Origin of the sequence: Noviherbaspirillum suwonense (assembly GCF_900182955.1) — a bacterium.
Classification (GTDB): domain Bacteria; phylum Pseudomonadota; class Gammaproteobacteria; order Burkholderiales; family Burkholderiaceae_D; genus Noviherbaspirillum_A; species Noviherbaspirillum_A suwonense.
The window spans coordinates 97,949-121,594 of record NZ_FXUL01000004.1 but is presented as its reverse complement, the minus strand read 5'-3'; the positions used below and the strand labels follow the sequence as shown (position 1 = coordinate 121,594).

The 23,646-nt window shown below is 65.5% G+C and carries 27 protein-coding genes; 8 read left to right on the top strand and 19 right to left on the bottom strand.

Annotation, left to right across the window (positions count from 1 at the left end; translation table 11 throughout):
- Positions 1–3: 3 nt before the first annotated feature.
- Positions 4–777, bottom strand: a complete 774-nt coding sequence (locus QOL82_RS07835) for an SDR family oxidoreductase (protein ID WP_283441692.1) — start codon at positions 775–777, stop codon at positions 4–6.
- Between the two features lie 198 nt (positions 778–975).
- Between QOL82_RS07835 and QOL82_RS07830 the strand changes: the two genes are divergently transcribed.
- Both QOL82_RS07830 and QOL82_RS07825 read left to right on the top strand, forming a co-directional pair.
- Entirely contained in the window at positions 976–1,128 is a 153-nt protein-coding gene (locus QOL82_RS07830; RefSeq protein ID WP_283441691.1) for a hypothetical protein, read from the top strand.
- A 115-nt stretch (positions 1,129–1,243) separates the two neighbouring features.
- Positions 1,244–2,431, top strand: a complete 1,188-nt coding sequence (locus QOL82_RS07825; protein WP_283441690.1) for a sensor domain-containing diguanylate cyclase — start codon at positions 1,244–1,246, stop codon at positions 2,429–2,431.
- A 37-nt stretch (positions 2,432–2,468) separates the two neighbouring features.
- Here the strand turns inward: QOL82_RS07825 and mntP are convergent, their stop codons facing one another.
- From mntP to flhD, 9 genes are all read right to left on the bottom strand, one after another.
- Positions 2,469–3,038, bottom strand: coding sequence for a manganese efflux pump MntP (gene mntP, locus QOL82_RS07820; RefSeq protein WP_283441689.1), 570 nt, complete (start codon positions 3,036–3,038; stop codon positions 2,469–2,471).
- 278 nt (positions 3,039–3,316) lie between these two features.
- Complete coding sequence (gene cheA, locus QOL82_RS07815) at positions 3,317–5,311, bottom strand: chemotaxis protein CheA (RefSeq protein ID WP_283441688.1); 1,995 nt, start codon at positions 5,309–5,311, stop codon at positions 3,317–3,319.
- A 48-nt stretch (positions 5,312–5,359) separates the two neighbouring features.
- Positions 5,360–5,725 carry a response regulator gene (locus tag QOL82_RS07810; protein WP_283441687.1) on the bottom strand — a complete coding sequence of 122 codons (366 nt, stop codon included), beginning with the start codon at positions 5,723–5,725 and terminating at the stop codon, positions 5,360–5,362.
- 47 nt (positions 5,726–5,772) lie between these two features.
- Entirely contained in the window at positions 5,773–6,315 is a 543-nt protein-coding gene (locus tag QOL82_RS07805; protein WP_283441686.1) for a chemotaxis protein, read from the bottom strand.
- Positions 6,316–6,343: 28 nt separating this feature from the next.
- Entirely contained in the window at positions 6,344–7,459 is a 1,116-nt protein-coding gene (motB, locus tag QOL82_RS07800) for a flagellar motor protein MotB (RefSeq protein WP_283441685.1), read from the bottom strand.
- A 24-nt stretch (positions 7,460–7,483) separates the two neighbouring features.
- Positions 7,484–8,344, bottom strand: a complete 861-nt coding sequence (gene motA / locus QOL82_RS07795; protein WP_283441684.1) for a flagellar motor stator protein MotA — start codon at positions 8,342–8,344, stop codon at positions 7,484–7,486.
- 172 nt (positions 8,345–8,516) lie between these two features.
- Positions 8,517–9,308, bottom strand: a complete 792-nt coding sequence (locus tag QOL82_RS07790) for a class I SAM-dependent methyltransferase (RefSeq protein ID WP_283441683.1) — start codon at positions 9,306–9,308, stop codon at positions 8,517–8,519.
- Positions 9,309–9,348: 40 nt separating this feature from the next.
- Positions 9,349–9,891 (bottom strand): flagellar transcriptional regulator FlhC, encoded by a 543-nt coding sequence (gene flhC, locus QOL82_RS07785; protein ID WP_283441682.1) that lies wholly within the window; start codon positions 9,889–9,891, stop codon positions 9,349–9,351.
- A gap of 38 nt (positions 9,892–9,929) precedes the next feature.
- On the bottom strand, positions 9,930–10,247 hold the full coding sequence (flhD, locus tag QOL82_RS07780) for a flagellar transcriptional regulator FlhD (protein ID WP_283441681.1): 318 nt from the start codon (positions 10,245–10,247) through the stop codon (positions 9,930–9,932).
- Between the two features lie 640 nt (positions 10,248–10,887).
- On the opposite strand from flhD, the gene aptA reads away from it, so the two are divergent.
- Together aptA and QOL82_RS07770 are read left to right on the top strand one after the other, a co-directional pair.
- Positions 10,888–12,240: an omega-aminotransferase AptA gene (gene aptA, locus QOL82_RS07775; RefSeq protein WP_283441680.1), complete on the top strand. Its 1,353-nt coding sequence runs from the start codon at positions 10,888–10,890 to the stop codon at positions 12,238–12,240.
- A gap of 7 nt (positions 12,241–12,247) precedes the next feature.
- Entirely contained in the window at positions 12,248–12,670 is a 423-nt protein-coding gene (locus QOL82_RS07770; RefSeq protein ID WP_283441679.1) for a hypothetical protein, read from the top strand.
- Here QOL82_RS07770 and QOL82_RS07765 read toward each other — a convergent pair.
- Together QOL82_RS07765 and QOL82_RS07760 are read right to left on the bottom strand one after the other, a co-directional pair.
- Positions 12,664–13,650, bottom strand: a complete 987-nt coding sequence (locus tag QOL82_RS07765) for a ChaN family lipoprotein (protein WP_283441678.1) — start codon at positions 13,648–13,650, stop codon at positions 12,664–12,666. The two genes, QOL82_RS07770 and QOL82_RS07765, sit on opposite strands and share 7 nt — an antisense overlap.
- A 264-nt stretch (positions 13,651–13,914) precedes the next feature.
- Complete coding sequence (locus QOL82_RS07760; protein WP_283441677.1) at positions 13,915–16,140, bottom strand: bifunctional diguanylate cyclase/phosphodiesterase; 2,226 nt, start codon at positions 16,138–16,140, stop codon at positions 13,915–13,917.
- 163 nt (positions 16,141–16,303) lie between these two features.
- On the opposite strand from QOL82_RS07760, the gene QOL82_RS07755 reads away from it, so the two are divergent.
- The 3 genes from QOL82_RS07755 (at position 16,304) to QOL82_RS07745 (ending at position 18,193) form a co-directional block, all read left to right on the top strand.
- The gene (locus QOL82_RS07755) at positions 16,304–16,660 is read left to right on the top strand and encodes a hypothetical protein (RefSeq protein WP_283441676.1); all 357 of its coding nucleotides are present in this window, start codon (positions 16,304–16,306) and stop codon (positions 16,658–16,660) included.
- A 188-nt stretch (positions 16,661–16,848) separates the two neighbouring features.
- On the top strand, positions 16,849–17,076 hold the full coding sequence (locus tag QOL82_RS07750; RefSeq protein WP_283441675.1) for a hypothetical protein: 228 nt from the start codon (positions 16,849–16,851) through the stop codon (positions 17,074–17,076).
- Positions 17,069–18,193: an SLC13 family permease gene (locus QOL82_RS07745; RefSeq protein WP_283441674.1), complete on the top strand. Its 1,125-nt coding sequence runs from the start codon at positions 17,069–17,071 to the stop codon at positions 18,191–18,193. The genes QOL82_RS07750 and QOL82_RS07745 overlap by 8 nt, the downstream gene beginning before the upstream one ends.
- 70 nt (positions 18,194–18,263) lie before the next feature.
- Here the strand turns inward: QOL82_RS07745 and QOL82_RS07740 are convergent, their stop codons facing one another.
- From QOL82_RS07740 to QOL82_RS07720, 5 genes are all read right to left on the bottom strand, one after another.
- Entirely contained in the window at positions 18,264–18,746 is a 483-nt protein-coding gene (locus tag QOL82_RS07740; protein ID WP_283441673.1) for a Spy/CpxP family protein refolding chaperone, read from the bottom strand.
- A gap of 226 nt (positions 18,747–18,972) precedes the next feature.
- Positions 18,973–19,215: a hypothetical protein gene (locus QOL82_RS07735; RefSeq protein WP_283441672.1), complete on the bottom strand. Its 243-nt coding sequence runs from the start codon at positions 19,213–19,215 to the stop codon at positions 18,973–18,975.
- Between the two features lie 96 nt (positions 19,216–19,311).
- Complete coding sequence (locus QOL82_RS07730; protein WP_283441671.1) at positions 19,312–19,527, bottom strand: hypothetical protein; 216 nt, start codon at positions 19,525–19,527, stop codon at positions 19,312–19,314.
- Positions 19,528–19,631: 104 nt separating this feature from the next.
- Complete coding sequence (locus QOL82_RS07725) at positions 19,632–20,105, bottom strand: YXWGXW repeat-containing protein (protein WP_283441670.1); 474 nt, start codon at positions 20,103–20,105, stop codon at positions 19,632–19,634.
- Positions 20,106–20,212: 107 nt separating this feature from the next.
- Positions 20,213–20,617 (bottom strand): hypothetical protein, encoded by a 405-nt coding sequence (locus QOL82_RS07720; RefSeq protein WP_283441669.1) that lies wholly within the window; start codon positions 20,615–20,617, stop codon positions 20,213–20,215.
- Positions 20,618–20,796: 179 nt separating this feature from the next.
- On the opposite strand from QOL82_RS07720, the gene QOL82_RS07715 reads away from it, so the two are divergent.
- Entirely contained in the window at positions 20,797–21,123 is a 327-nt protein-coding gene (locus tag QOL82_RS07715) for a DUF3135 domain-containing protein (RefSeq protein ID WP_283441668.1), read from the top strand.
- A gap of 16 nt (positions 21,124–21,139) precedes the next feature.
- Here the strand turns inward: QOL82_RS07715 and leuA are convergent, their stop codons facing one another.
- A complete protein-coding gene (gene leuA, locus QOL82_RS07710; protein ID WP_283441667.1) occupies positions 21,140–22,807 on the bottom strand; it encodes a 2-isopropylmalate synthase in 1,668 nt (555 codons plus the stop codon).
- A gap of 438 nt (positions 22,808–23,245) precedes the next feature.
- Positions 23,246–23,641, bottom strand: a complete 396-nt coding sequence (locus QOL82_RS07705) for a MerR family transcriptional regulator (protein WP_283441666.1) — start codon at positions 23,639–23,641, stop codon at positions 23,246–23,248.
- Positions 23,642–23,646: the final 5 nt, after the last annotated feature.

Sequence of the window (23,646 nt, the reverse complement as noted above, 5' to 3'; positions counted from 1 at the left end):
GACTCAAACAGCGGTGACGCCGCCATCGACCGCCAGCGCCTGGCCGGTGATGTGGCGCGACGCCTCGCTGGCCAGGAACACGACCGAACCCTTCAGGTCTTCTTCACCGCCGATGCGATGCAGCGGCGCCCGCGCGATGATCGCGTCGCCTACTTTTTCCAGCAGGCCGGCCGACATCTTGGACGGGAAGAAGCCCGGGCAGATCGCATTGACATTGATGTTGTACTTGCCCCATTCGGAGGCCAGCGCGCGGGTCATGTTGACGGCGGCGGCCTTGGACGTGTGATAGGCAATCGTGGTGACATTGGTCGCGCTGCCGCGCAGGCCGGCGACCGAGGCGATGTTGATGATCTTGCCCGATTGCTGCGGGATCATGCAGCGCCGGCCGACTTCGCGGGCCACGAAAAACAGCGCATCGACATTCAGGTTCATCACCTTGTGCCACGCGTGGTCGGGATAGTCCTCGGCCGGCGCATTCCAGGTCGCGCCCGCATTGTTGACCAGGATGTCTATCGTGCCGTAGCGCTGGGCCACCTGCTCGACCATGCCCGGGATGCCGGCGGTGTCGGACAGGTCGTTCGCGATGGTCAGCACCTCCGCGCCCATGGCCTCCAGGTGCTTTCTCGCTTCCTCGAGTTCATCCGCCTTGCGCGCCGTGATGGCCAGCCTGCAGCCCATCTCGGCAAGCGCCTCGGCCATCTGCAGCCCGAGTCCGCGCGAACCGCCGGTGATCAATGCCACCTTGCCGTCGAGCTTGAATAATTCCTTGACGCCCATGCTGTTGTCTCCTGCGATTTAAAAGCGGCGATGGAAAATTACGGGACTAAACTACAATCGCCCGATTTGTTCCGCACAGCAAAACAATGTTCCATTCGCAGCTCATGGTAACAGCCGGTCATCGTCAAGTAAAGTCAGCTACCGGATACCAAACCGCTGCCAACGCAGCACCGGGCGCCGCTGGTCCAGGATGGCCGAATGGGTATCACGATCGACGGGAGATTGCATATCTGCACGATCCTTGCGCCGGAAGCATGGTTCGACTGCCTTCCGGTTGCTGCCAATGAGCAACAGCAAATGACAAAAATGGGGGAAACCCTGCAGAATAATTCCTCTTCGCATTATTTCTAAAATAGAATTATTCCATATCAGGTAAACGGTCTCGAACGGGCGGTCGCTGGCCGGGCATCTCGGGACAACGCCCGAACTGCTTGAATTGCCGACCCGGGACGAGGATGATGCCGCCATGCCGAGAGACTTGCCTGCACCGCTGCACGAAATGGGAACGCTGCGCGACAAGCCGCCGCGCGCGCCTGCCGCGCATGACCAACCATTTCCCGCGGCAACAAAACCGGCGACGGTGTCGCTGCTGGCAGGCCAGGGAAACCCGTTGAAAGCATTCCTCCATCACCTCGCGGAAATGACCCGCTGCCGCGAGCATGACCAGCTCGACCTGACGACCATCACGGCGCTGTACCGTATGACCGGCGCGCTGTCGGCCACGATGCTCGACGTGACGCAGGCGAACGGCAGGCTGTACACGCAAGCCACGGCCGTGATCGAGCAGGACACGGTGCGCGCCTACTTCGACGACGCGGCCGGGACCGATGAAGCAAGCCGGCAGGAGCCCTGCCCGCAGCCGCTTGCGGATGGCATACGGCGCCGCGCCTGCCCGGTGGAAGCGGACGACGGGAACGGACAGCACCTGATCTGGCTGCCGGTATGGCTGAACGACCGTATCCAGTGCTGCATCCTTCTTGCCTATGCGACGCCGTGCGATGCCGATAGCCGCATCCTCATCGAAGGCATCGTCAAGGTCTACTCGAATCACCAGAGCCTGCTCGACTACAGCGAGCGCGACTCGCTGACGGGCCTGCTGAACCGGAAAACCTTCGACGCCAGGTTTGCGCGGATGACCGCGCAATGCCATCAGCCGAAGCCGCATGCGCAGCCGGGCCAGCCCGAGCGCCGGCACACCGAACAGGCACGCGAAAACTGGCTGGCGGTGGTGGACATCGACCATTTCAAGAAGATCAACGACCGTTTCGGCCACCTGTACGGCGACGAAGTGCTGATCCTGCTGGCCAACCTGCTGAAATCGTCATTCCGGGCCAATGAAAGGATCTTTCGTTTCGGCGGCGAGGAATTCGTCATCCTGCTCAGGTCGGCGACGAAGGAAAATGCGACGATGGTGTTCGAGCGCCTGCGCCGGGCGATCGAGCAGTACGACTTCCCGCAGGTGGGCCGGGTCACGATCAGCCTCGGCTTCGTCAGCATCAGCAGCGACACGCCGGTCGTGGTGCTCGGCCATGCCGACCAGGCGCTGTATTACGCGAAGCAGCATGGCAGGAACCAGGTCCAGTTCTACGACCAGCTGGTCGCGGAACGCCTGCTGCACCGCGAGGACGCCAGCGGCAGCGTGGAATTCTTCTAGGGGAACAGGCGAATCGCCCGTCGCCGGCGCGTTCCGTTCAGGCAGTCGCCCCCAGGTGTTCATACAGGATGAAGGCGCCGATCCCGATCAGGATGATGCCGCCGACGATCTCGGCGCGTTTGCCGGCGATCAGCCCGAGCACACGGCCCAGCATCACGCCGATGGTCACCATCACGAAAGTGGAAAAGCCGATGGCGATTGCGGTGACGACGATATCGGCATCCATGATCGCAAGGCCGGCGCCGACCACCATCGCGTCGATGCTGGTGGCGAACCCGGTGACGGCCAGCAGCCAGAACGAATGGCTGCCCGGCTTCTCGGCTTCCTCCTCGTCGGTCGACAGCCCTTCCCGCACCATCATGATGCCCAGTCCGCCGAGCAGCACGAACGCGATCCAGTGGTCCCATGCGCTGACATACGGCGCGGCGAGCTGGCCCAGCAGCCAGCCGATGACCGGGGTCAGGCCTTCGATCACGCCGAAGATCAGGCCGGTGCGCAGCGCCTCGCGCAAGTGGGGACGGTGCAGCGCCGCGCCCTTGCCGACAGCGGCGGCGAAGGCATCGGTGGACATGGCGAGGGACAGCAGGGCGGTGGCGGCAAAGTTCATCGGGTACTTTCAGGTCGGGCATGGACGAAGGCATTGCGCCCGGCCCGACCGGGCAAGCGCAATGCCTATGGTCTCGCCAACCTGACTGGCTGACCGCACCACGGGACCGAAGTCACCGAGTATGTTGATGCGGACGCTTCCGGGGGACGGAAGCCGGCTACTCCCCAAAGGACGCCGGAATATAGCATGGCCGCGCTGGATGGTGGAAGCCCCGGCGCGGGCCGGCCTGAAAATGCGCGGAGCGACGCGGCGGCACGCGCCCGCTTCCGGCGCCGGCCCTATCCGACCGCGCCTTCCGCCATCGCCCGCCTGCCGTAGCCGCGCAGCAGCATCGCCACATCCAGTATCAGCGACACGCCGCCGTCGCCGAGGATGGTCGCGCCCGAGATCCCGGCGACCTTGCGGTAATTCGATTCCAGGTTCTTGACCACCACCTGCTGCTGGCCGACCAGCTCGTCGAGCAGCAGCGCCGCGCGCGCGCCGTCCGACTCCAGGATGACCAGGATGCCCTCGGACGGGTCGGCGCAGTGCGGGTCGATGCCGAACAGCTCGTGCAGCGCAATCAGCGGCAGGTATTCGCCGCGCACCCGCACCACCCTGCCCTGTCCCGCAATCTCCCGGACGTCCTCGCGCGCCGGCTGCAGCGACTCGACCACGTAGCCCAGCGGCAGGATGTAGATCTCCTCGCCGACCCGCACCGACATGCCGTCGAGGATGGCCAGCGTCAGCGGCAGCGAGATCGAGATCGTGGTGCCGAAGCCGCGCGCCGAGCGGATGTCGACCGAGCCGCCCATCGCGGCGATGTTGCGCTTGACGACATCCATGCCGACGCCGCGCCCGGACACGTCGGTCACTTCCTCGGCCGTCGAAAAGCCGGGCGCGAAGATCAGTTGCCAGACCTCGGCGTCGGCCATCGCGTCGGACACGTCCAGCCCGTTCTGGCGCGCCTTCTCCAGGATGCGCTCGCGGTTCAGCCCGCCGCCGTCGTCGCTGACCTCGATGACGATGTTGCCGCCCTGGTGCGCGGCCGACAGCGACAGCTTGCCGGCTTCGAGCTTGCCGGCGGCGGCGCGCACCGCCGGCGTCTCGATGCCGTGGTCGACGCTGTTGCGCACCAGGTGCGTCAGCGGATCGATGATGCGCTCGATCAGGCCCTTGTCGAGTTCGGTGGCGGCGCCATAGGTCAGGAAATCGACCTTCTTGCCGAGCTTGCCGGACAGGTCGCGCACCATGCGCGGAAAGCGCGAGAACACGTAGTCCATCGGCATCATGCGGATCGACATCACCGCTTCCTGCAGGTCGCGGGTGTTGCGCGTGAGCTGGCTGACGCTGCCGAGCAGGCGTTCATGCAGCATCGGGTCGAGCGTGCTGCTGCGCTGCTCGATCATGGCCTGGGTGATGACGAGTTCGCCGACCAGGTTGATCAGCTGGTCCACCTTCTCGACGCTGACGCGGATCGACGACGCGTCGAGGCTGGCCGCCTTGTCGGCGGCGGCCGAGCGCGCGGCCGGCGACTCCGCGTGCGCCACCACCACCGGCGCGTCGTCATGGGCCGCGGCCGGTTCCGGCAGCGGCTCGAAAAAGCCATAGCTGCCGTCGGGCGACGTATAGCCGCCTGCCCCGTCCTCGACGATGGCCAGGCTGTCCGGGTCGACGATGAACGAGCAGATCGCCAGCACGTCGTCGGCGCTCTGCGCGGTATCGACGCTCAGGCGCAGGCGGCCGTCCTCCAGCAGCTGCGACGACACCGTGCCCATCAGCGCCAGTTCGTCCACCAGCGCATCGAGTTCGTCCTGCGCCAGCGCAGGCAGCTCCAGGCTGAGGCGGCGGCTTGGCGCCAGGGTTGCCGGCAGCGGCGCTGACTGTGACTGTGCAAGCGGCGCATGGCCGGCGGACAGCGCCTCCAGCCGGGCGCGCACCGCGGCGACCGCGTCCATGTCCACCGGCGTTGCATGGCGGTGGCCGTCGAGCTGCATCTTCAGCACGTCCTTGGCCGCGAAGAAGGCGTCGACATGGGCCGACGTCAGCCCCATCTCGCCGCGCCGCAGCCGGTCCAGCAGCGATTCCAGCACATGGGTCACCTCGGCCATGTCGGTCTGGCCGAAGGTCGCCGCGCCGCCCTTGATCGAATGCGCGCTGCGGAAGATCGCCGCCAGCTGCTCCATGTCGGGCGCAGCGGTGTCCAGCGCCAGCAGCAGGCGTTCCATCTCGGCCAGCAGCTCCTCGGCTTCCTCGAAGAACACCTGGAAGAACTGGCTGATATCGATGCTCATGCTGGGCTCCTCATGCTCTGCGCAGCCGGCGGGATAGGGAATGCGGCATCAGCCCAGCACCTTGCGGACCACTTCGGTGAGCCGGTTCGGGTCGAAGGGCTTGACCAGCCAGCCGGTGGCGCCGGCGGTGCGGCCCTTGGACTTCATCTCGTCGCTCGACTCCGTGGTCAGCATCAGGATGGGCACCCGCGCATAGGCCGGCAGCGCGCGCAGCGAGCGGATCAGCGTGAGGCCGTCCATGTTCGGCATGTTCTGGTCGGTCAGCACCAGGTCGAACTGCTTCTGCATTGCCTTGTCGAGGCCGTCGCGGCCATCGACCGCTTCCACCACCTGGTAGCCGGCGGCCTTCAGCGTGAATACCAGCATCTGGCGCAGTGAGCCCGAGTCGTCCACCGCCAGTATTGTCTTTGCCATAGTCTTGCTCGCTTTGTTTGTCGTCTTGAATTGCCGATCGCCACGGATCAGAACAGGGTTATGTCGCCGCTTTCCATGTGCCGCTGGTCGACGCTGCGCGCCAGCAGGCCATCGAGTTCGCGGCTTTGCGCTGCCATCGCGGTGCGCAGCGCGTCGAGCCGGGTCAGGTCGCCGCTCGCCAGGCCCTGGGCGCCGTCGCCGACGCCGGCAAGGATGCCGAGCAGGCCGGCGATGCGCCGCCCGGCCTGGGCGATGAGCTGGCTGGTCATGTCTTCGAACTGCAGCGCGGTCACCATCGCCTGCACATGCGTGTCGATGGCCGCCGCCGCGGCGCGCAGCTGTTCCTCGCCGTCGCCGCCGCCGCCTGCGCCCTCGGCCTGCCGCTGCAGCTGCTCGGCCGCGACGCGCTGGACCGACACCGCGGCATGCAGCGCGCCGAAGCCGCTGGACAGGCGCGCAATCGCCTCGCCCAGCAGCAGCCGGGTCTGCGCCAGGTCGGCCTGCACTTCCTCGAGATGCGCTATCCCTTCGGCGCTGACATCGGTCAGCAGCTGGCCCAGTTCAAGCACGCCGGAATCCTGTCTCTTCATCGCCTGTCCATGGTCTGTGCCAAATGTTCTACTCATGCCTGGCGGCTGCGGCATCCTGCCGTGCCGTCACCGCAGCCGCCGCCGCCGTGGCCTGCTGCGCCACGGTCGCCGCGTTGGGCGGCATCGACGGCGCGGCTGCCGGCAATGGCGCTGGCGCTGGCGCTGGCGTCGTCGCCGCTGCCGCAGCGCCGGCTGGCGGCGCTTCGGCGCCCGCGCCCGGCTTCTCTATCCCCTGCAGCACCGGCTCGGCCTGCTTCTCTTCCCTGATCGTGACGGAGCCGCCATCGCGCGACGCAGTGTCCTCGGCCTTCTTGTTCATCACGATAATCGAGATGCGCCGGTTGATCGGGTTGTTCGGATTCTGCTGGTCCATCAGCACCGCCGACGACAGTCCGACCACGCGCACGATCTTTCCTTCCTCCATGCCGCCGGCGATCAGCGCGCGACGCGACGCATTCGCGCGGTCTGACGACAGCTCCCAGTTGCTGTAGCCCTTGTCGCCGCTCGAATACGGCGTCGCGTCGGTGTGGCCGGACAGGCTGATCTTGTTGGGCATGTCATTCAGCACGCGGCCGATCTCATGCAGGATCTCGCGTGTATAGGGCTGCAGTTCGGCCTTGGCGCTGGCGAACATGGGCCGGTTCTGCGCATCGACGATCTGGATCCGCAAGCCCTCGGTGGTGATGTCCATCAGCAGCTGCTTCCTGAACTGCTTGAGCGTGGGATTGGCTTCGATCGCCGCTTCGATGCGCGCCTTCAGGCCCTTGAGCTTCTCGCCTTCGATGCGTTCGAGGTCGGCCTGCGCGCCTTTCAGGTCGTAGGTTTTCTTGGCCGGCGGCTCGGTGCCCTTCTTGACCTGGCCGTCCTTCCGGGTCAGGTCCTTGCCGCCGCCCTGGATCACGCTGGAACTGTCGCCGGCGCCGGAGCCGCCGGCCATCGCCACCTTCAGCGGCGTCGAGAAATATTCGGCGATGCCCTGCAGGTCGCCCTTGGCGGTCGAGCCCAGCAGCCACATCAGCAGGAAGAAGGCCATCATCGCGGTCACGAAGTCGGCGTAGGCAATCTTCCAGGCGCCGCCGTGATGGCCGCCCGCCACTTTCTTGATGCGCTTGACTACGATGGGTCGCAGGTTGTCGTCAGCCATGATGCCGTTCCGTGTCCTCGATGCTTACTTGGTTTTTGCCTGCTTGATGTGTTCTTCCAGTTCCTTGAACGACGGGCGCTCGGTGGAGAACAGCACCTTGCGGCCGAACTCGACCGCCAGCGCGGGCGCGTAGCCATTCAGGCTGGCCAGCAGCGTGACCTTCACGCACTGGTACATCTTGGTCGACTCGGTGAGCTTCTGCTCCAGCAGGCCGGACAGCGGGCCGATGAAGCCGTAGGCCAGCAGGATGCCGAGGAAGGTGCCGACCAGCGCGTGCGCGATCAGGATGCCCAGTTCCGCCGGCGGCAGGCCGACCGACTCCATCGTGTGCACCACGCCCATCACCGCGGCGACGATGCCGAATGCCGGCAGGCCGTCGCCCAGCTTGGCGATGCAGTGCGCCGGCACTTCGCCCTCGTGATGATGGGTCTCGATCTCGTTGTCCATCAGGTTCTCGATCTGGAACGCGTCCATGTTCCCGGACACCATCAGGCGCAGGTAGTCGGTGATGAACTCGATCATGTGATGGTCGTGGAGGATGCCCGGATACTTGCCGAAGATCGCGCTTTCCTCCGGCGCGTCGACATCGCCCTCGATCGACATCAGGCCTTCCTTGCGGACCTTGGTCAGGATTTCCGACAGCAGCGACATCAGCTCCAGGTACAGGGTCTTGTTGTAGCGCGAACCCTTGAACAGCGAAGGAATGGCCTTGGCAGTCGCCTTGATCGACTTCATGTCATTGCCGACGAAGAAGGCGCCGACGGCGGCGCCGGCGATCATCAATACTTCCAGCGGCTGCCAGAGTGCGGCCAGGTGCCCGCCGGCCATTGCGAAGCCGCCGAACACCGACGCCATGACGACGACATATCCAATGATCACTAACACGTTTATTACTCTCCGCCTGGTAAGTGCCGCGGCCAGGCCGCCGGCTGTCGCTGTTCATTCGGGAGCGGCGCCGCGCCACGATGTGCTGCGCGGCGTGCGCCTCGATCCCGTCCTCGTTCCGGTTACGGCATGTGCGGCAAAAACTTGAGAGGAGGCAATTTTTTCGGCGTGATCACACGACCCATCCGTACAGCACCGGTCCGCCCGGGCGGGTCGGACGCGCGATCTGCGGCGCGGCGCCCGGCACCGCGAATTCATGGCTCAGCAGCAGCGTGCCGCTGCGCATCTCGGCGCGGGCCTTGGCCCAGAGCGCCGGCATCGCGGCCGGCGACAGGTAGGCGAACACCACGTCGTAGTCGGCGAAATCGAGGCGCTGATAGTCGCCGCGCAGGAAGCGGCAGCGCGCGCCGGCCGCCTGGCGAACACGGCTCACCAGCCACGGCAGCGGCGCCAGCTCGATCCCTTCGAGACGGCAGTCGGGCCGGCGCCCGGCAAGGTTGACCACCAGCCCGCCAAGACCGCTGCCGATGTCTATGATGCGCAGCGGCCGCTGCGGCAGTTCGGCCTCGACCGCGCGCCAGGCCGCCGCGCCGGAGGCGTAGAACGGCACCTGGGTGCGGAAGGTCGACCAGTACAGCGCCAGCATCAGCAGGAACACGCCCAGGAAGACCCACGGCGGCAGGCGCAGGGACAAGGCCGCCAGCGCCGCCGGCAGGAACAGGAAATGCATGACGGGCCACCACGCGGCCTGCCGCAGCGCGCGCGACAGCAGCGCCGCCAGCGCGCCCTGCAGCAGCACGATCACGGTCATGGAGGGAAAGGCGCCGGGCGGCAGCCACTGCATCCGGGCCAGCATGAGCAGCGACAGCCCGACGACGAGCAGTGCGCCGGCCTGGATCGCCAGCGCCTGCACCGAGGGCAGGCGCAGCAGCCCGCGCCCGGCCGTTGTGGCGATGCTTTGCATTGCGGGCTCTTTACGGTTGGATCGGGAGGAACGACGAAGCTCAGGCGCTCAGCGCATCCTCGCGCGCCTTCTTGGTCTTGCCGGCGCGGGACGGCATGTGGCACAGGCCGCAGGCATAGCCGTGGTTCAGGTCGAAACTGTGGGTGACGAACTCGCCGCCGCACTGGCCGCACCTGGCGGTGGTCAGCATCTTGCTGTCGAAGAAGCGCACCAGGGTCCATGCGCGGGTCAGCGACAGCACCGCTTCCTCGCCGGGGGCCGGCGGCATCTGCTCCAGGTACAGCTGGTAGGCCTTCATCACGGCCTCGATGCCGGCAAGGCCCGCGTGCTGGGTCATGTAGCGGTGGATGTTGATGAACAGCGACGAATGGATGTTCGGCTGCCAGGTGATGAACCAGTCGGTCGAGAACGGCAGCATGCCCTTCGGCGGCGACATGCCCTTCAATTCCTTGTACAGCTTCAGCAGGCGCTCGCGCGACAGCGAGGTTTCCAGCTCCAGCAGCTGCAGGCGGGCGCCCAGCTTGATCAGCTCGATCGCCAGGCCGATTTCCCGCGCTTCCGACACCAGACTCTTGTTTGCCATGTTCCCGACTCCTGCTGAAAGTGTGTGTGTGCCGCTGATCAGTTGATTTCTTCGACCGGCTGGCCGGCCATCAGGATGGCCGCGTGCGTCTGGGACAGCGAACGCTCCTTGCTGTGGCTGGTCAGCATGCCGAGGATGGCGGTGTCGTCGAAACGGAAGCGCGCCAGCATCAGGTTGGCGCTGGCCAGCTTCAGGAGCTGGCTGTTGCTCAGGGTTTCCAGCAGCGAAGCGATCTCCGCGCTGATGCCAAGACGGTAGATGGCGCATGCCTTGTCGGCGCGTATCATCTGCTGCGCCAGCATCAGGTAGTTCAGATTTGCGTCGCGAATCTCAGCCATCATGTCGTTGGTATTCATTGCGTTCTCCTGTCCGTTTTGCCGGTGAACCCGGTTGCTTTGCCGATGGAAGAAGTTTGCCTGCAATGATGCCTGCTGGAAATAAGCGGGACGCTGTATTTCTAGTGAGGAATTATCTAGCGGGTTTGTAGGACTCCGTCTTACAAGACGCCAGCGCCGGCCTCCCCGCCCCGGGAAACCGGGGCGGGGACAGTGTCTGGCACGAAGAAAATCCGGCGGGAAGACATTGCTGCGGGAGGATGGCGCTTGCAGTATCGGCTGCGACGGACTGGCTTTCCTCGGTGCTGCTGGTCTTTCCCTGCTTGTTGCGGTGTTGCTGAAGCTATTTACGGCAGCGTGCCGAACGACTTTAGGGTTATTTTGAAAATATTTTCAAATAATCCAGTCGGCTCGGGCTACAGGGCAAGTAACGGCGGCGCCAACGGGAAATTTAGGGTGGCGCCAAAAAAAATCATTCCGAGAACAACCGGACCATGCCGGCCGTCGATTTGCAGGCCGACGCCGTGCGCGGCAGGAGCCGGCGCGCTGGCGGAGGCCGGACGGCATGCGTTCCGCCGCGGCCAGATGCCCCGTTGCGCTGCCTGTCCCCGCAAAACGTACTACCATGTCAACTTTCCCCATCACACCAAGGAAGCCGGCCATGACCCAGCCCATCGACACCGCCCATCTGTGGATGCCCTTTACCGCCAACCGCCAGTTCAAGCAAAAGCCGCGGATGCTGGTCGCCGCCTCGGGCATGCATTACACCAGCGACGACGGCCGGCAGATCCTCGACGGCACGGCCGGCCTGTGGTGCGTCAATGCCGGCCATTGCCATCCGAAGATCACCGAGGCGATCCGCCGCCAGGCGGGCGAGATGGATTTCGCGCCGATGTTCCAGATGGGCCACCCGGCTGCGTTCGAGTCAGCCACCGCGCTGGCGGCGATTGCGCCGGAAGGCCTGAACCGGGTGTTCTTCTGCAATGACGGCTCCGAAGGCGTCGACACCGCGCTGAAAATCGCGATCGCCTGGCAGCGCATGCGCGGCGACACGCTGCGCACCAGGCTGATCGGCCGCGAGCGCGCCTACCACGGCGTCGGCTTCGGCGGCATCGCGGTCGGCGGCATCGCCGGCAACCGCAAGCACTTCGGGCCGACGCTGGCCAGCGTCGACCACCTGCGCCATCCGCTCGACATCGGCCGCAATGCGTTCAGCCGCGGCCTGCCGGACCATGGCGCCGAGATCGCCGACGAATTCGAGCAGCGCCTGCTCGCGCTGCACGACCCGGCCACGGTGGCCGCGCTGATCGTCGAGCCGGTGCAGGGCTCGACCGGCGTGATCCTGCCGCCCAAGGGCTACCTGCAGAAGCTGCGCGCGATCTGCGACAAGCACGGCATTCTGCTGATCTTCGACGAGGTCATCACCGGTTTTGGCCGCCTGGGCGCGCCGTTCGCGGCCGACTACTTCGGCGTGGTGCCCGACATGATCGTCTGCGCAAAGGGACTGACCAATGCCGCGGTGCCGATGGGCGCGGTGATCGTGCGCCAGGACATCCACGACGACTTCATGCGCGCGTCGGCCGAAGGCGCGATCGAGTTCTATCACGGCTATACCTACAGCGGCCATCCGCTGGCCGCGGCCGCGATGGTCGCCACCATGGGCGTGTACCGCGACGAGCAGGTGTTCGAGCGGGCCGCCGCGATGGCGCCCTACTTCGAGGACGCCGCGCACAGCCTGCGCGGGCTGCCGTGGGTCAAGGACGTGCGCAACCTCGGCCTGATCTGCGGCATCGAGCTCGAGCCGGTGCCGGGCAAGCCGACCGCCCGCGCCTTCGACGCCTTCCTCAAGTGCTTCTGGGACAAGGGCGTGCTGATCCGCACCACCGGCGACATCATCGCGCTGTCGCCGCCGCTGATCATCGACCGGGCGCAGGTCGACCAGCTGTTCGGCGCGATTGCCGACGTGCTCAAGGCCCAGAGCGCCGCGCCGCAAACCATGGAAAGCACGGTGTAATTCAGGCATGGATGATTACGAAGACAGTCCGCCGCCGATCACCCGCCCGTGGATACACCTGGAAAACAGCGGCGACGTGGAAGGATGGATCGACAGCTACAACCGCGACCTCAAGCGCACGCTGGACCCGAACAACGTGCAGTCGCAGTCGTTCGGCCTCAACCAGGGCCAGGGCATCTGCTTCGTGCTGGCCGCGGGCGGCGAGATCTACCTGCACACCACCGGCGACGGCGACGTGCTGCTGGACGTGACGCCGGAAGCCGAATGGGCGGCGCCGGTGATCGTCGCGGCCACCGGCATGCCAGCGCCGCCCAGCCAGGTCTGGGCGCTGCCGGCGCATGCGCTGACGCAGCTGGTCGTGGGGCTATCGATGCTGATCGAGTCGACCCGCATCGTGACCCGGCACGATTTCCGCAAGCGCCGCTACTGAGCGGCGCTTGCCGCTGCCGGCTTCTGGAAAGCGGCGCACGGATCGGCGTCGCGTTCGACCAGGCCGGCGTACACCACCGCGTCGTAGCGCTGGCCCAGCGGCCCGTAGGCAAGCTCGGCCGGATGGAACGGCGGCGTTGCCTCGACCATGCCGACTGCCAGCACGCTGGTGCGGGGCGCGCGCTGCTTCAGGTACAGCGGCACGGCCAGGTCCTGGCGCACGTGGCCGCGCCCGAGTATGGCCACCGCCTTGCTGCCGCGCACCGATAGCAGCCGGTCGGCCATCACCGCGTCACGCGCCCGCTGCGCCAGCGTCAGCGCACTGATCGCAGCCGGCGGCAGCGCGTCGCAATGCGCGACGGCGATGTCCTTCGACAGCGCGTCCTGCTGTTCGCGGCGCCAGCCGCTGGCCAGACCCAGCCGCTGCGGCTCGCCGCTGCCCAGCTTCTCCTGCCCGCCGCGCATCACCTCGCGCAGCGACGCCCGCGAAATATTCGCGGCAAGCACAGGCAGTTCGTGCTTGACCGCCAGCGACAGCAGCGGCTGGTAGCCCTTCCATTCCCATCCCTCCCCCATCAGCGCCTTGTAGGCGGCCAGCTTGATGTCGCCGGACGCCGCGGACGCCTTGATCGCGTCCAGCCTGTCCTGCTGCTCGATATCGAACTGCTCCATCACCAGCACCGGGCGCTGGCCGCTTTCGGACAGCGCCGCGAGCAGGCGCGCCTGCAGCGCATGGTGGGACGGGTTGTGATGGGTTTCGCCGAGCAGCACGACGTCGGCCGCCCTGGCCTGCTGCAGCAGTTCGTCATACGGGATGAAGCTGCGGGCCGAGGCCCGCCACACCTTCGCGTCGGAAGCGGCCTCGTCAGGCGCCAGCGGCGCGCAGGCGCACAGGACGGCAAGGATGGGCAGGAGTCGAAGCAGGACAGGCAGGCGGGCGGCGCGCAGGGTTGGCGCGCGGGAGAAAAGGCGACTCGGCATGGCAGCGGCTCATCGGCGTGGGAGAGCCGGCTAACCTATCATGGAATGCGGCGGGCGTGGCGCATCGGCGGTGATCGATGCCATACCGATCCCAGGAGATGCGCCATGAAACCCCGTAGGGTGTGATAAGCGCAAGCGCATTACATCATTCGCTGCGAACGGGCGATGGTGGTTGACTGGCCGGTGGTGCAATGCGCTACGCTTATTACACCCTACGAACCGGAACCACGATCTCATCCGGTGCGTCATGACGCGGGATCGGTGTCAGTCGACCAGTTCGGCCGCCCGGCTGCGCGCATCCTGCCGCGCCTTCCGCAGCGCGTCGCCGGCCCGCCGCAGCAGCGTGTCCGCATCGACCGCTTCGGCCACGCGCAGCGCGATGCCTGCCGTGAACGCAAGATGCTGCGTCTGGTTCGCGATCTCGAACGGGCGCGACAGGGCTTCCATCAGCTTCGCTGCCACGAGCTGGCTTTCCTCCGGCTCGCCCAGGCCTTCCATCAGGATCGCGAATTCATCGTCGCCCAGCCGCGCGGCCATGTCGGTGGTGCGGCAATTGCGCACCAGGCGCGCAGCGACTTCCTTCAGCACCGCGTCGCCGCCAAGATGCCCGAGCACGTCATTGATCTCGCGGAAGCCGTGGATGTCCAGCCGGATCAGCGCCAGCGCGCGACCGCTGCGGTCGCTGCGCCGCAGCGCGTCGGCCAGGCGTTCGCTCAGCTGGCTGCGGTTGGGCAGGCCCGTCAGCGCGTCGAAGCGCGCCAGCCGGCTCAGCTTCTGCTCGGCTTCCTTGAACATCGTGACATCGTCGGTCAGCATGGTGAAGCCGATCACGCGGCCGGCCGCATCGCATTCCGGTATATAGACGTTGTGCAGCACGCGCCGCTCGCCGCCCTGGTCGATGCTGTAGTCGAACTGCGCCCGCTCCCCGGCAAGCGCCGCCCGCACATGGGCTTCGAGCAGCGAGTACACGGTGCCGCCATACAATTCCTGCACGGTGCGTCCGACCATGTGTTCGGCATTGATGCCTGGCGACGCCTCGCCGTGGCCATTGGTATAGCTGAAACGCTGGTCGCGGTCGACGAAGGCCACCAGCGCCGGGGTGTTGGCGGCGATCGACTGCATCCGCCGCTCGCCCGCCTTCAGCCCGGTGATATCGCTGCCCAGCATGACGACGCCCTGCACGCTGCCGTCATGCCCGCGGTCCGGCATGCAGACCATGCGCAGGTCGTGCGCCTGGCCGTGCATCAGCGCGACGCAGTCGAAGTCGACGCGCTCGCCCGCCAGCGCCCGCTCCAGCATCGGCCGCCATTGCGCATACAGCACCGGGCCGGCTGCATCGGCGAGATGCATGCTCCGGGCCGGGCCGGGCGCGATGTCCAGCCAGGCGCGGCTGGCCGCGTTGCAGAAGTCCAGCTTGTGGCCCGCATCCAGCCGCAGCGCCATCAGCGGCAGGTTGTTGGCCAGGTCGACCAGCCGCATCTCGCTGGCCCGGTGCCGCTGCGCCAGCAGGCGGAGGCGGCGACGCTGCAGCAGGTGGCCGGCCGCGCCAGCCGCCGCCAGCAAGGCCAGCACCAGCACCACGGCGCCGTGCAGCAGCGCTTCCTCGATCCATGGCGCCAGCAGCGCGTCGTACGACAGCGCGGCGGTGATCACCAGCGGGTAGCGCTCGGAATGGCGGTAGGCATAGAGCCGTTCAATGCCGTCGACCGGCGAACGGTCGCGCAGCAGGCCCTGCGCCGGGCGGCGCAGGTAGGCGCGGAACAGCGCCGACTGCGACGCGTCGGCGTCGGCGGCGGTCTCGACGAACGGGTGGCGCATCAGCAAGGCTCCGCTGTCGCGCAGCAGGCCGACGACGCCGCTCGGGCCAAGGTCCAGCCCCGCGTAGAAATCGCGCAGGTAGGACAGCGGTATGGTCGCTGCCGCGACGCCGGCGAACGAGCCGTCGGGACGGGAAATGCGGCGCGATACCGTCATGACCCATTCGCCGTTGATGCGGCTTTTGACCGGCGGCCCGATGTAGGCTTCGAGCCCGGAATTGTCGCGGTGATGAATGAAGAAAGGCGCGGACGCGCTGTTCGCGTCCCTGGGCATGACCCGCAGCGAATTGGCGACCCAGCCGCCGGCGTCATCGAACACGAACAGTTCGGCAACCTGCGGCAGCGACGTTGCCCGCGCGGCAAGCGCTTCGCCGAGGTCGCCGAAGAAGTCGTCCCGGTCGAGGTCGCCTTCCACCCGGCGCACCACGAACGCCAGCGCCAGGTCGGCCGCGGTGATCGTGTCGTCCGCATGGCGCGCCACGGCCTGCGCCATGTTGCCGGCCGCGCGCCCTGCTTCCTGCACCCTGCGCTCATGGGAGCGCCAGACGCTCCACCCATCCAGCGCAAGCAGCAGCACGCAGGCAAGCGCCAGGCAGGCGACCAGCCATCCTGCATGCCTGCTTCCGGGAGAGGGCTTCCGGTCCTGTTGCGCTGGAGGAGAAAGTCCGTCCAAAATAATTCCCAATGGAAATGAAATCGTATTGTGACAGGATTTTACAAGTTTTGCTGCCTGCAGGAAATATCACGGCGGCAACTACGTTTGCGCAGCATGGCAGCTGCCCACACGGCTGGCTGCACTATCATGGCGATTCCTTCCTTCTCCTTGCCGGACTCCCATGAAAACCCTGCCCATCCTTGCCCTGTCCGTATTACTTGCCGTCGGCTCCACCGGCGCCGCCCAGGCGCAAGGCGCGGCTTCCGACCGGCAGTCCCAGCAGGAAGAGGCGTACAGCACCTATTTCCGCTGCATCGGCGTCTATGCGATGCGCTACGTGAAGTCGGAGGCGCTGGTCGCCGACATCGCCGACGCGGCAATGTCGGCCTGCCAGGACCGCTACCAGGATCTCGTCAATGCGACCTCAGCGTTGCTGGGCGGCTTGCCGGCGGCAAACATCACGCTCAGGGATACGCGCGACACAGCGCGCAGCTATGCCGTCCGGACCGTGCTGGAGGCCCGTTTCCCGCTGCGATGACCGGATAAGCCGACGGCTGCTGTGGACTACTCACATTTCTAGTGGACAATTCTGTGGATAACCCTGCTTGAAGCGTCCTAAGTGCTTGATCGCGATGGATAAATTTCGCGGTGATGCATTTGGAGGCAGTTCCGCCCGGCACCTCCCGAGCCGTTATAATTCGGCGTCCGGAATGCCAGGAAATAAACGTGATCAAGGCTGAAAAAACATTCGCAAACCAGGGTTATCTGCTGCGCTGCATCGCCATTCCAGTGGAAAAAGGCGGTTTTCACGCGGAAGCCCACATTACCCGCTATAGCGACAAGGCCGACATGGGCACCACCCGGTTCGCGCCGGAAGTCGCCTACTCCACCCGTGCGATCGCGATCGAACATGCGCGCGCCTGGTCGGTGGAGTGGGTGAAGAACAATGGCTGACGGCGCCAGCGCGGCGCCGCCGTTAAGGGCCTTCCTCGCTGCGCTGGCAGGCGACTACCTGCTCTGGACGCTGCTGCTGGCGCTGGCCGCGTTCTCGATGGCAAGGCCGGCCGCCATTCCCGATTATCTTTCGCTGGTCGACTGGCGAACCATCGCCACGCTGACCGGATTGCTCGCCCTGACCAAGGGTGTCGAGCGCAGCGGCTACCTGCCGCAACTCGCGCAGCGCCTGGTCGCCGCCATTCCCACCGAGCGCAGCCTGGCGGTGTTCCTGGTGCTGGCGACCGCGCTGCTGGCCACCGTGCTGACCAATGACGTCGCGCTGTTCGTGGTGGTGCCGCTGACGCTGACGCTGAAAAGCAGCGGCGCGCCGCTGACGCGCCTGATCGTGTTCGAGGCGCTGGCCGCGAATGCGGGCTCGGTGCTGACGCCGATCGGCAATCCGCAGAACCTGTTCCTGTGGCAGCTCTCGCATGTCACGTTCGGACAGTTCACGCTGGCCATGCTGCCGCTGGCGGCCGTGTTGCTGGCGCCGCTGCTGCTGCTGACCCTGCTGGCGTTTTCGGGCAAGCGGCTGCACCTGTCGCCCAGGCAGTCGTCCGCGCAGCCCGACCGCCTGATGCTGATGCTGGCGCTGGGGCTGTATATACCCTTCCTGGTGATCACCGACCTGCGCCATCCTTACCTGGCGCTGCTGGCGCTGGCGCCGCTCCTGCTCGCCCGGCGCGAACTGCTGGCCCGGCTGGACTGGGCGCTGATCCTGGTGTTCGTCCTGATGTTCATCGACCTGCGCCTGCTGTCGCAGCTGGACGTGGTGCGGGCCTGGATAGGCGCGGTCGACCTGCGCCAGTTGCCGCACCTTTACCTTGCCGGCATCGCTGCGTCGCAGGTTGTGAGCAACGTGCCGGCGGCCATCCTGCTGGCCGAGTACAGCCACGACTGGCGGGTGATCGCCTATGCCGTCAATGTCGGCGGCTTCGGCTTCATGATCGGCTCGCTCGCCAATATCATCGCGCTGCGGATGGCGCCCGACCGCCGGGCATGGATCAGCTTTCACGCCTATTCCCTGCCCTTCCTGCTGGTGGCGGGCGGTCTGGCCTGGCTGCTGCTGCGCTGACGCAGCGTTCGCCTGCCTACATCCACGCTAACGCTGCGAAGACAGCCCCAGGCCTGCACACACCGTGGACTTAACCGCGGCCGTGCCCGTGGCCGTGGCCGCGCATGCCGCCGCCGACATTGTCATTGAAGATCTGCTGCTGCAGCGGCGACAGCGTTGCATAGAAGGTCTTCATCGCGGCAAGGTGCGTTGCCATATGGCCTTCCCGCTCCTTCATCATGGTCATCATCTTTTCCATGCGCTCCGGCGCGGACAGTTTTTCCCACTGGGCGCGATCCGGGCGTGCGGGCGGGGCCGGCGGCGTGGCGGCCGCGATATAGGTTTTCCAGGCGGCTTCCTGGGTGCCGGTCAGCTTCAGCTTGTCATGCAATACCGCCTGGCGGCGTGCAATGCGCTCCTTGAAGTCGCCACCCTTGTGCTCCTGGTGCATGCCCTGCATCGCACCCCGGTCCGGTCCGCCCTGTTCAGGCGCCGGCGGTGCTGCGTACACAGCGGTGGAGAGAGCGGCGGCGGCGATAAAGCCCGAGATCATCCTGGCGTGCAGTTGTTTCATGTTCATTCCCCTTCAGGTTAAAAAGTGTGCAGTGCACAGGAATGCATGATGCATGGCCGATGTATCAGACTGATGTCAGCAGGGACGGCTTTGTATCGAGTTGTGTCGAAGCGGGGAAGGAATGGGATGCGGCCAGGAAGGTGAAGGCTGCCGGATCGGGCCGCCGGATGTAAAACGCCGCCGGCCGAGAATCGGGCGGCGGCGCCGGTGCGCAGTACCTCGCGAATCAGTAGCGGCGGGCGATGCCGTTGTGGCGGGCGCAGGCGCCTGGACGGCTGGTGCGGATCAGGCCGTCGCGGCAGCGTACCTTGCCGCGCAGCGGATGGGCGATCTTGTGGCCGGCGGCGCGCGCGTCGCGGGCGACGACATGGCGGTCATGGCGCATTTCTTCGCGGACCGAACGTTCCTGCGCCTGGGCCAATGGGCTGAGCGCGAGCAGCACTGCGAAAACACCGATTATTCTTTTCATGACATCCTCCTGGTTATTGTGGCCGGCGCCATGCCGGAGCCACTGTTTCAGCGCCAGGCGAGCGTGCGCCTGGAACCGTCCTGCCGGCAGGGATGATTACTCGTCCATGCCGTTCAAACTCTCGATATCGCCGATCGCCATGCGGAGCATGAGTTCCGGGGTCGCTTCACTCGGCGCAATGCCGGTTGCCATCGCATCCGGAACCGCCTTTTTCAGCTGGCCGTCACGTTCGATAAAGTATTCGCCCTTGTCATAGGCGATTAGATAAGTCAGCCGCTGGCCGCCACGGCGGGTGTAATTCTCTGAAGGCATTGTCTTATTCTCCTGATAATTCCAAAAGATAATTCCGTCCGGCCCTGGCGTCTGTGCGCTCGCGCACAGAAAATTCCGGACTCATGACTTCAGGATGACACGGCTCAGCATCGACCTTTTTTGGCCTGTCCCGGAGGACAGTGGTCTCCGCCATGACCGTGACCATGACCATGGCCATCCCGCTCTTCCGAGCGGTACTCGTCCCGGCGGTCGTGCCGCTCATGGCGCTCTTGTCTTTCATAGCGCTCGTGCCGTTCTGCACGGGCACGACGCCAGCCGCCTTCCTGCAGCCGCCAGCCGTTGTCAGCCTGGACCCACTGCGGGCGGTTATAGACTTGCCCGGCACGGGCGCGCTCCCAGTGACCGGAACGCCAGTCGTGGTCGCGGCCATTCCAGTTCCAGAAGCCGGGCGCCCACACATAACCGGCGCGAGGCCGCGGGACGGCCTCGTAGCGTGGCGGCGGCGGCGGATTGCCGATCACGATGTTGACGTTGACCTGGGCGTGCGCCGGCGCCGGGACGAAGGCGGCGCCGGATACGGCGACGAACAGTGCTGCTGCAATGACGGCGGATTTCATACTGGTTCCTTTTGACTCACTGGCAACCAATATACATGCCATAGAGAAATATTCAGACACAATTGCAAGTTTTCCTGCGACATGTTGCGGATTCCGTCATTGCCTGTTCATTTCGCTGCAGGAACGGGCGTCACCAGTTCGCGGACCACGCCACCGCTGCCGACGCTGCCGCTGACACTGCCCTCGCCCATGCTGCGGCGTTCGCAATCGGCCTTCTGGTCAGCTGGCAGCGTCGCGCAGCGCTTGCTGGCGTTGCTGCTGTAATCGCCGGTGTCGCGCAGGTTGCCGCGCTGGGATTCCTGCTTCGCGGCGCCCGCTTCGCGCAGGCAGGTTTCGCGGTCCTGGTTGGTCTTGCCGTCCATGCAATTCTGCCGTTCCTGGGCAATCGTCGTGCTGGCGCCAGCCTGGCGGTCGCCCTCTGCCGCCATTGCACTGCCGGTTGCCAGAAGCATGCCGCCTGCGACCAGCGCAACACGGCAGGAATGGGAAAAACGGGAAATGGGGAAGGTCATGTTGTCGCTCCTGGACGCTAAAAGTTGCAGTCTAGAACGAAACTTTGGAAATGTATGTTCGCTAACAGACCCAATTTTGCTCAGGCCCGATTCGTTAAAGTGCGCCGCATTGCGATTGCGTAAATGATAATATTGCCACGTAGTTAAGATTATCATTAATACAACTATGCGGAGTCGTGATGAACACCGACGCTAAACTGCCTGACTTTGATACGCTGTCCCGTCTGTACAAGGAAGATCCGGCGGCTTTCGAAAGCTTCCGCCGGCACCTGCTCCAGCAGGCAGTCGACGAGGCGCCGCAGCGGCACCGGCCCGCGCTCGAAGAATTATTGCTTTGCATCGAAGCGAATCGCCAGCGCGCGGCGACGCCGGCCGACGCCGCAATCGGCGCATTCCAGATGATGCGTCAATCGGTCGGCCAACTGAATGCGGCCTGGCAGCTCGGCTTGCAAAGCCTCGCCCAGCTGCAGGCCGATGCATTGATGATGAAACTGCGCGCCGGCTGAACCGGCGCTCGCGGGATCAGCGCGCCGACGACTGCCTGTCCCGGTTCACCGCGCTGATCACCGCCTTGAACGAGGCCGTGACGATATTGGCGTCGACGCCGACGCCAAACGTGGTCGGACCGTCGCCGACGCGGAGTTCCACATAGCTTGCCGCCTGCGCATTGGCGCCCGCGCCGATCGCATGTTCGTGGTAATCCATGACCCGGATGTCCAGCCCAAGCGCAGCGACGAAGGCGTCGATCGGCCCATTGCCCTGCCCTGAATGCTGGACTTCCCGGCCGTCCTGCTCCACGGTCACGCTGATCTGCACCGGGCTCTCGCGGCTCGTATCCTCGCTCATCCGGTGGCCCTGGTAGGCATACGGCGCCTGCCGTTCCAGGTATTCCCGGCTGAAGATGCGGTGGATTTCGTCGGCCGTGATTTCCTTGCCGGTGGTGTCGGCAGCCGCCTGCACCACCCGGCTGAACTCGATCTGCAGCCGCCGCGGCAATGCCAGGCCATATTCCTGCTCCAGCAGGTAGGACATGCCGCCCTTGCCCGACTGGCTGTTTACGCGGATGACCGCGTCGTAGTTGCGCCCGAGGTCGGCCGGGTCGATCGGCAGGTAGGGCACGTCCCAGAACTCGTCCGGCTTCTGCTTGGCGAATCCCTTCTTGATCGCATCCTGGTGCGAACCGGAGAACGCGGTGTAGACGAGGTCGCCGACATAGGGGTGGCGCGGATGCACCGGGAGCTGGTTGCAATCCTCGACGCACTGGCGGACCGCATCGATATCCGAAAAATCCAGGCCGGGATGCACGCCCTGCGTGTACAGGTTGAGCGCCAGCGTCACGAGGTCGACGTTGCCGGTGCGCTCGCCGTTGCCGAACAGGCAGCCTTCGACCCGCTGCGCGCCCGCCATCACCGCCATCTCGGCGGCGGCGACCGCGGTGCCGCGGTCATTGTGCGGATGCACGCTCAGGATGATGGCGTCGCGGCGCGCCAGGTTGCGATGCATCCATTCGATCTGGTCGGCATAGATGTTGGGCGTGCTGCTTTCGACCGTCGACGGCAGATTGACGATCATCTTGCGCTCGGGCGTCGGCTGCCAGATTGCGGAGACCGCGTCGCAGACATCCCTGGCGAAATCCAGTTCGGTTTGGCTGAACGATTCCGGCGTGTACTCGAAACCCCAGTCAGTCTCGGGCATGTCGCTGGTCAGGTGGCGCACCAGGCGCGTGCCGCTGACCGCGATGTCCCGGATCTCGTCACGGCTCATGTTGAAGACCACGCGGCGGAATGCCGGCGCGGTCGAATTGTAAAGATGGACTACTGCCCGCTTCGCGCCGCGCACCGAATCGACGGTGCGGCGGATGAGTTCTTCCCGCGACTGGGTCAGCACGATGATCGTGACGTCGTCGGGAATGCGGTTTTCCTCGATCAGCATGCGGACGAAATCGAAGTCGGTCTGCGACGCCGACGGGAAACCCACTTCGATCTCTTTCAGGCCGGTACGGAGCAGCAATTCGAAGAATTGCAGCTTGCGCTCCGGGCTCATCGGCTCGATCAGCGCCTGGTTGCCGTCGCGCAGATCGGTGCTCATCCAGATCGGCGGATGGCTGATGACCTGGTCGGGCCAGGTCCGGTCACGCAGCGCTACGGCGGCGAATGGACGGTATTTGCTTGCTGGGTTGGTGAGCATCATGGCAATTCCTTGTCTGGTACAGGTGACCGGTGAACGGTCGCGAAAACGGAAGGGAAATTCGGATGTGGCGGAAAGGCTGCCGGACTGCCACTCAACGCGAGGCCAGGCAACCGATCGGTAGTAGTAGCAGGAGGATTGCAACGGCGCGTGCGCGACCGGAGGAATGCGGAAATTCGCCTTGGGTGCAGCTTGCGGGGGATATGGCCTTCGAATACATGCTCACGGTCTTTCGTTCAATTTGCCTGGGGCCGGAACACCGGCGCGGACTTGCTGCCTGCTGTTATAGCGGCAGGCGTAGTCGTAGCGCTGGCAGCAGGCTGGCGCGCGGGCTGAACGAAAAGAGAGGTGGGTGAGCGGAAGACATGGGTGAACCTTAAGGGACGCGGCGAACCGCTGTCAAGCAAAAAAGTCGGCTGAAATGCCTTTCAGCCGACTTTTTCAGGCCTGCGGCCGCAACAGCTGCATGATGCCTGCAAGTTCTTCGCGCAATGCCAGCAGGTCGACCTGCGGCTCGGGCGGCGCCGGCGGTTCCTCCGGCACTTCCTCGTGCTCGGCAAGCCGGCTGCCCAGCTTGTTGCGCGCGCCGCTGATCGTGAAGCCCTGCTCGTACAGCAGCTCGCGTATCCGCCGGATCAGCAATACTTCATGATGCTGGTAATAGCGCCGGTTGCCGCGCCGCTTCACCGGCTTGAGCTGGGTAAATTCCTGCTCCCAGTACCGCAGCACGTGCGGCTTGACACCGCACAGGTCGCTGACTTCGCCAATGGTGAAATAACGTTTCGCGGGAATCGGCGGGAGTTCGATTGGTTCTGGCTTGCTGTTACGCTCGGTCATGGGCA